The sequence below is a fragment of the Lysobacter antibioticus genome, from assembly GCF_001442535.1.
Lineage (GTDB): Bacteria > Pseudomonadota > Gammaproteobacteria > Xanthomonadales > Xanthomonadaceae > Lysobacter > Lysobacter antibioticus.
In genome coordinates, this window is the sequence record NZ_CP013141.1 from 5,368,764 (window position 1) to 5,375,202 (window position 6,439).

Sequence of the window (6,439 nt, forward strand, 5' to 3'; positions counted from 1 at the left end):
CCCCCTCGATTCGCTGACCACGTCTTTAGTAACCACGTTCCCAGGCGCGGTCATAGGCCGTGCGCAGTCGGGCGAAATCGCGTTCGACCTCGGCCTCGCCGCGGTCGCCGCGCAATTTCAACAGTGAACGCTTCAGCCGGGCCAGGTTGCGCTCGCGCCAGGGGGTCGCCGGAATCCGGATCTGGCCGCGGTCCAGGTCGATCACCCAGCCGCGCCCGCCGCTGTCGAACAGCAGATTGGTGGCGTTGAGGTCGGCGTGATCGAGGCCGACCCGGTGACAGCGCGCGATCAATCGCCCGGCCTCTTCCCAGGGCGCGCCGTCGCCGGCCACGGCGGCGCGATCGGCCAGCGAGCGCACGTCGCCGAGGCGCTGAAGCAGGATCGCGGCGTAGTAATACCAACCGTCGCGGCGATACCAGGCGGCGACCGGCTTCGGCACCGGCAGACCCTTGCCGGCCAGCTCGCGCAGCAGGCGGAACTCGGCGAAGCTGCGGGTCTGGTTGGCGCCGCTCCACCAATAGCGGTCGCGGTTGAAGCGTGCGATCAGGCCGCCGCGCAGGTAGCGGCGCAGCACCACCCGGCCGAACGGCGCGTCGACGAACCAGGCGCCGCCGCGGCCGCCGCTGTCGACCGGACGCGCGTTGCCGCCCCAGTGCGCCGGCGAGAACCATTCCGGCGCGGCTTGCTGGACCTGCGCGCGGTCGAACAGAATCGCACCGTAACCGCTATCGTCGCGGTACGGCGTCAGTCCCTCGGCGGCGTCATAACCCGTCATCCGACCGAGTCTAACAAGTCACGTGACCACATCGCCTCTCAGCTCCCATCCTTCGATCTGCCTGCTGCGCCTGTCCGCGCTCGGCGATGTGACCCACGTCGTGCCGCTGGTGCGCACTTTGCGCGCGGCGCGGCCGCAGGCCTCGATCGCCTGGATCATCGGCAAGGGCGAGCGGCGCCTGCTCGACGGCCTGGAAGGCGTCGAATTCCTCGAGTACGACAAGAAAAGCGGCTTCGCCGGCATGCGCGCCCTGCGCCGCAGCCTGCGCGGACGCCCCCTGCCCGGCGGCCGCTTCGACGTGCTGCTGCAGATGCAGGTCGCCGCGCGCGCCAATCTGCTGTCGGCCTTCCTGCCGGCGCAGCGCCGGGTCGGCTACGACCGCGCGCGCTCGAAGGACCTGCATGGGCTTTTCATCAACGAACGCATCCCCGACCGCCCCGGCATCCACGTGCTCGACGCGATCGGCAGCTTCTGCGAACCGCTCGGCCTGCGCCAGACCGAGGTGCGCTGGGATTTGCCGGTACCCGAGCACGCACGCGAATGGGCGCGCGCGCAATGGCCGCAGGACAAAGTGCCGACCTTGCTGATCTCGCCGTGTTCGAGCCACACCGTGCGCAACTGGCGCAACGACCGCTACGCCGCTGTCGCCGACCATGCCGCCGAGCGCGGCTGGCGGGTGGTGCTGTGCGGCGGCCGCAGCGAACTCGAACGCAATACCGCCGATGCGATCCTCGCGGCGATGCGCCACCCGGCGCTGGACCTGGTCGGCAAGGACACCTTGAAGCAGCTGCCGGCACTGCTCGAACGCGGCCAGCTGTTGATGACCCCCGACTCCGGCCCGATGCACATCGCCAACGCGATGGGCACCAAGGTGCTCGGCCTGCATGCGGCCAGCAACCCCGCGCGCAGCGGCCCCTACAGCGACCGCCGCTACTGCGCCGACCGCTACGACGATGCCGCGCGCAAGTATCTCGGCAAGCCCGCGGCCGACATCGGTTGGGGCACCAAGATCGAACACGAAGGCGTGATGGATCTGATCTCGGTCGAGGACGGCGTCGCCGCGTTCGAACGCTATGTCGCCGATCACCCGGCGCGCTAAGGCGCGTCGCTCTCGATCTGCAGCCGTCGCCAGATCGACAGCTGGGTGCGTTGGCGGCGGCGCTCGCGATAGACCGCAGCGATCAGCGCCAGCGCGATCACCAACGCGGCGGCCGCGATCTGGCCGGCGCTCCAGTCGCGCCAGCCGCCGGTCAGCGCTTCCACGGCGACGAACACCAGGCAGGCCGCGGCGGCATTGCACGACAGGCTGCACAACACTTTCATGCGGTTGAGGGCGTTGCGCGAAGACGGATCGGCCGCTTCCAGATACTCGCGCATGCGCCGGTCGACATCGTGGAATACCGAGGTCGACATGTGTGCGGCATCGGGCAGGACCAGCCCTTCGCTGCGCGCCAACCGCTGCGACAGGAAGGCGATGGCCGGGGCCCAGGCCTGGCGCAAGCGCGGCCAGACGAAGCCCTGGGCGACGCCGTAGACCAGGCGGCCGATCGGGCTCAGGGCCAGGCCCAGCGCATAGGCGCCGGCGAACCAGGTCGGCAGGGTCAGTTCCGGGGCCTGCTCGCGCAGCAGGTGCAGGCCGGCCGGGTGGCGCAGGGCCAGGGCGGTCAACAACAGCCCGCCCGGGCACAGCCAGGCGAGCAGATCGTCGTACAGCCAGGCGCCCGCGGCGCGCGGCTTGGGTTCGGCCACCGGCATCGCCGCGGCCGCCCGCTCAGCCGACCAGGCCGGGGCCGTAGTCCTGGTAAGACTTTTCTTCGACGTAGGTCGAGCCCAGGGCCAGGTTGATGTCTTTCTTGACCCGTGCCCGCACGTCGTTCTCGATGTAGACCGAGCGCGCCAGGCGAATGAACTCGGCGTCGAACTCCTGGCGCTTTTCCTTGATCCGGATGTCGTCCTCGATCACCCACAGGCGCTCGTTGACGGCCTTGAGCTCGGCGCGCAGGCGGACCACGTCGCCGCCGGCGGCCGGGTGGGCCATCCAGGTCTGCTCGAGCGCGCTGAGCTCGTTGCGGACGTTGGCCAGCTTGGCCTCGTCGCTCATGCGCTCGGACTTGATCTGCAGGATCGCGATCTTGTCGAGCAATTCGCCAAAGGACACCGGGACCAGGATTTCGGACATGTCGCGCAGCCGTTTCGTTGCGGAAGAAGGCCGCTAGTGTAGCCCCGGCCTCCCCGGCCCCGGGAGGCGTCGACGCGGCGATGACGACAAGCCTTGTCGGCGGATGCTTCAGCCCGTATCATTCTCGGCTCACTGCACCCGGAGAGGTGGCAGAGTGGTTGAATGTACCTGACTCGAAATCAGGCGTACGTTTATAGCGTACCGGGGGTTCGAATCCCCCCCTCTCCGCCAGATACAGACAGAACGGGCTCTTCGGGGCCCGTTTTGTTTTTGGGCCGTGGCCCGGCCGTTGCGGCGATGCCCGCGCGGCCCGGCGCGAGATCGGTCCGCTCGAAATCGAAAGTTGCGCTCCGCCCCGCCTTGCATTTCCGGTCATCGGCACGGCCGCCATCGTCAGCGACTCAGGGCGAGGGTTTTCACAACGGCCGCGTTCGCTCGTCCAGTGTGTGAAGCCGGTGCTTCATGAGCCGTTTGGCCGACCTGGGCCACGCTCCAGCTTGCTTCGTCCCACTCGCGCAGGAGCCACCGTCGATGCCTTGCGCCACCAACCTCTCCACCGACCCGATCCACACGCGGCCTTCATCCATGCTCATGCATGAAAGCCGTACGCGGATCACGCTTTCTTGCTACGCGGCCGCTTGATCGCGATGATTGCGTTTTCAGCATTGGCAAACCCGACAACTGCGAGCGGCACGACCGACAGATGATCGAATTCGGACACCTCACGCATGTCGGCCTGCGCCGCGAACTCAACGAAGACACCTATTACGGTGACAGCGAACTCGGCCTATGGCTGGTCGCCGACGGCATGGGCGGACACGAATACGGCGAGGTCGCCAGCGCGCTCGCGCGCGAGGCCATCGTCCGCGAGGTCCGCAACGGCGCCCCGCTGGCGCAGGCGATCCGCATCGCCGACGAAGAAATCATCCGCACCTCGCGCCGCCGCAACGACGCCCTGCCGATGGGCACGACCGTGGTCGCGGCCCGGATCAACGGCAATCGCTTCGAGGTGGCCTGGGTCGGCGACAGCCGGGTCTATCTGTGGCGCGACGGTCATCTGGCCCAGTTGTCGCAGGACCACAGCTACGTCCAGGAGCTGATCGCTAACGGCGCGATCACCCACGAACAGGCGCGCAGCCACCCGCACCGCAACGTCGTGACGCAGGCCCTGGGCGTGACCGACCCACGCAACCTCAACGTCGAGACCATGAACGGCGAACTGCGCCCGGGCATGCAGTTGCTGCTGTGCAGCGACGGCCTGACCGAAGAGGTCGACGACCGCAGCATCGCCCGGGTGCTGGCGCACAACGATTGCAGCGCGCAGGAATGCGTGGATTCGCTGGTCGCCGCGGCGCTCGACGGCGGCGGTTCGGACAACGTCACCGTGGTGCTGGTGCGCAGCCACTGACGGCGCAGGGCTTGCTGGCGATGCAGTTTTACGCAAAGCCAAAATCGTCCAATTAATTCCAAGCTTACGCACCGAAGTCTCTGGATCCCCGCCTTCGCGGGGATGACGACCGGTTACGCCGCGCTGGACGGGTCAGACGGGGCTTCGATCACGGGTCGCGCCATGACCTCCGGATCGCATGACGCTGAAGCGATGCCCGACGGGCATCGCCGCCCTGCTTTCGCTCAGGCCTCGACCGCCTGGGCGACCTCGACCGGCGGCATCGCCAGGTCCCAGATGCACTTGCCGGCTTTCTTGCGCAGCTTTTCCAGGCGCGCTTCGTGGGCGGCGAGTTCGGCCGGCAACACGATCACTCGCGGGCGCGGGGCACTGGTGTCGATCTGGAAGTTGGCCTGTTCGAGCCTGGCCGCGGCCGCGCCGGGGTCGCCGAAACCGATCTCTTCCTGGCCCGAGGTCAGGCCGATGTAGACCTCGCCCAACAACTGGGCGTCGAGCAAGGCGCCGTGCAACTGGCGGTGCGAGTTGTCGACGCCGAGGCGTTTGCACAAGGCGTCTAGCGAATTGCGCTGGCCGGGGAAACGCTGGCGCGCGAGCAGCAGCGAATCTTCGATGGTCACCCGGTCGCGCAACTTGCCGTATTGCGGCCCGCAACGCGACAGCTCGTTGTCGAGGAAGCCGACGTCGAACGCGGCATTGTGGATGATCACTTCGGCGCCTTCGATGAAGGCGAGGAACTCGTCGACGATCTGCTCGAACGGCGGCTTGTCGGCCAGGATCTCCAGGCTCAGGCCGGTGACTTCCTGGGCGCCGGCCTCGAAGTCGCAATCGGGCTTGATGTACTGGTGATAGGTACGACCGGTCGGACGGCGTTCGACGAATTCGACGCAGCCGATTTCGACCACGCGGTTGCCGCGTTCCCAGCTCAGGCCGGTGGTTTCGGTATCTAGGATGATTTGACGCATGGGGGGATTCTAGCGGGGAGCGAGTCTGGAGGAGTGAGAAGTGAGAAAGAAGCGAGGCAGAGCCGGCTTTCGCACGTGCTCACTCCTCACTCCTGTCCACTCACTCCTGTCTTCAGGGCCGATACGCCCGCAGCCGCTCGGCCTGCACCCGCGCCAGCACGTCGACGCGCTCGTTCTCCGGATTGCCGGAATGGCCCTTGACCCACTTCCATTCGATCGAATGACGCAGGCTCGCCGCGTGCAGGCGCTCCCACAGGTCGCGGTTCTTGACCGGATCGCCGCCGGCAGTCTTCCAACCGCGCCGGACCCAGTTGCCGATCCATTCGGTGATGCCCTTGCGCACGTATTGCGAGTCGGTGGTCAGCACCACTTTGCACGGCTCGCTCAGCGCTTCCAGGCCCATGATCGCGCCCATCAGCTCCATGCGGTTGTTGGTGGTGTCGGGCTCGCCGCCGGCGAGTTCGCGCTCGCGGCCCTTGTAGCGCAGCAGCGCCGCCCAGCCGCCCGGGCCGGGATTGCCGAGGCAGGCGCCGTCGGTGTGGATGCTTACGGTCTTTTCGGCGTCTTGACTGGATTCGCTCACGCAACGGCTTCTCTATACGACAGCCGGGCATTATCGCCTTTGCGCGCCGCGAGCGGAGCCGCGATGCACGTCGCGCGGCACCAGGCCGGTCTGCCAACGCAGTTGCTGCACCCGCATCGGCCCGATCGCGGCATGCACGCGCTTGGTCAGGGTCAACGCGACCCCGGCCCGCACCACGTCGGCGGCCCCGACCCCGGCCTCGCCATGGGCGACCCGCCAGCGCGGACCCAGCCATTGCAGGCTGACCGCATCGGCACCGAAGCCGGAGGCGCGCAACATCGCCTGCCAATGGCCGGCATCGCGCGCGCGCAGGCCGCTGCCGGCCCAGCGCAGGCGGTACGGGCTCCAAGGGTTGAGAGTCGCCAACCAGAGCCGACCGCCGGGCGCGAGGATCCGCGCGCACTCGCTAAGCAGCGGCTGGGGGTCGGCGCCATCGTCGAACACGTGCTGTAGCAACACCGCGCCGAAGGCCTCGCTGGCCAGCGGCAGCGGCAGGCGGCAGCGCACGGCGCCGTCGAAGCCCTTGGGGCTG

At 68.1% G+C, this 6,439-nt stretch carries 8 protein-coding genes and 1 tRNA gene (1 of these 9 running past the window's edge); 3 read left to right on the forward strand and 6 right to left on the reverse strand.

Annotated elements, in window-relative coordinates:
- Positions 1-25: 25 nt before the first annotated feature.
- Positions 26-775, reverse strand: a complete 750-nt coding sequence (locus GLA29479_RS21610) for a 3-deoxy-D-manno-octulosonic acid kinase (RefSeq protein WP_057918636.1) — start codon at positions 773-775, stop codon at positions 26-28.
- A gap of 22 nt (positions 776-797) precedes the next feature.
- Here GLA29479_RS21610 and GLA29479_RS21615 point away from each other — a divergent pair, with 22 nt between their 5' ends.
- Positions 798-1,874 (forward strand): glycosyltransferase family 9 protein, encoded by a 1,077-nt coding sequence (locus GLA29479_RS21615; protein WP_248842775.1) that lies wholly within the window; start codon positions 798-800, stop codon positions 1,872-1,874.
- On the opposite strand, the gene GLA29479_RS21620 is transcribed toward GLA29479_RS21615, so the two are convergent.
- Both GLA29479_RS21620 and GLA29479_RS21625 read right to left on the reverse strand, forming a co-directional pair.
- Entirely contained in the window at positions 1,871-2,524 is a 654-nt protein-coding gene (locus tag GLA29479_RS21620) for a hypothetical protein (protein ID WP_144436683.1), read from the reverse strand. The two genes, GLA29479_RS21615 and GLA29479_RS21620, sit on opposite strands and share 4 nt — an antisense overlap.
- Positions 2,525-2,546: 22 nt before the next feature.
- On the reverse strand, positions 2,547-2,954 hold the full coding sequence (locus tag GLA29479_RS21625) for a DUF6165 family protein (protein WP_057918638.1): 408 nt from the start codon (positions 2,952-2,954) through the stop codon (positions 2,547-2,549).
- 140 nt (positions 2,955-3,094) lie between these two features.
- On the opposite strand from GLA29479_RS21625, the gene GLA29479_RS21630 reads away from it, so the two are divergent.
- Together GLA29479_RS21630 and GLA29479_RS21635 are read left to right on the forward strand one after the other, a co-directional pair.
- Positions 3,095-3,185, forward strand: a tRNA-Ser gene (locus tag GLA29479_RS21630).
- A gap of 472 nt (positions 3,186-3,657) precedes the next feature.
- A complete protein-coding gene (locus GLA29479_RS21635) occupies positions 3,658-4,362 on the forward strand; it encodes a PP2C family protein-serine/threonine phosphatase (protein ID WP_031373549.1) in 705 nt (234 codons plus the stop codon).
- Positions 4,363-4,586: 224 nt separating this feature from the next.
- Here GLA29479_RS21635 and dnaQ read toward each other — a convergent pair whose 3' ends face one another.
- The 3 genes from dnaQ to GLA29479_RS21650 all read right to left on the reverse strand — a co-directional run.
- Complete coding sequence (gene dnaQ / locus GLA29479_RS21640) at positions 4,587-5,324, reverse strand: DNA polymerase III subunit epsilon (RefSeq protein WP_057972823.1); 738 nt, start codon at positions 5,322-5,324, stop codon at positions 4,587-4,589.
- A 112-nt stretch (positions 5,325-5,436) separates the two neighbouring features.
- Positions 5,437-5,907: a ribonuclease HI gene (gene rnhA, locus GLA29479_RS21645; RefSeq protein WP_057918640.1), complete on the reverse strand. Its 471-nt coding sequence runs from the start codon at positions 5,905-5,907 to the stop codon at positions 5,437-5,439.
- Positions 5,908-5,937: 30 nt separating this feature from the next.
- Positions 5,938-6,439, reverse strand: the 3' portion of a protein-coding gene (locus tag GLA29479_RS21650; protein WP_057972824.1) for a methyltransferase domain-containing protein. It continues 8 nt past the right edge of the window; 502 of the gene's 510 nt are visible here — the last part of the coding sequence; the start codon falls outside the window, past its right edge; the stop codon is at positions 5,938-5,940.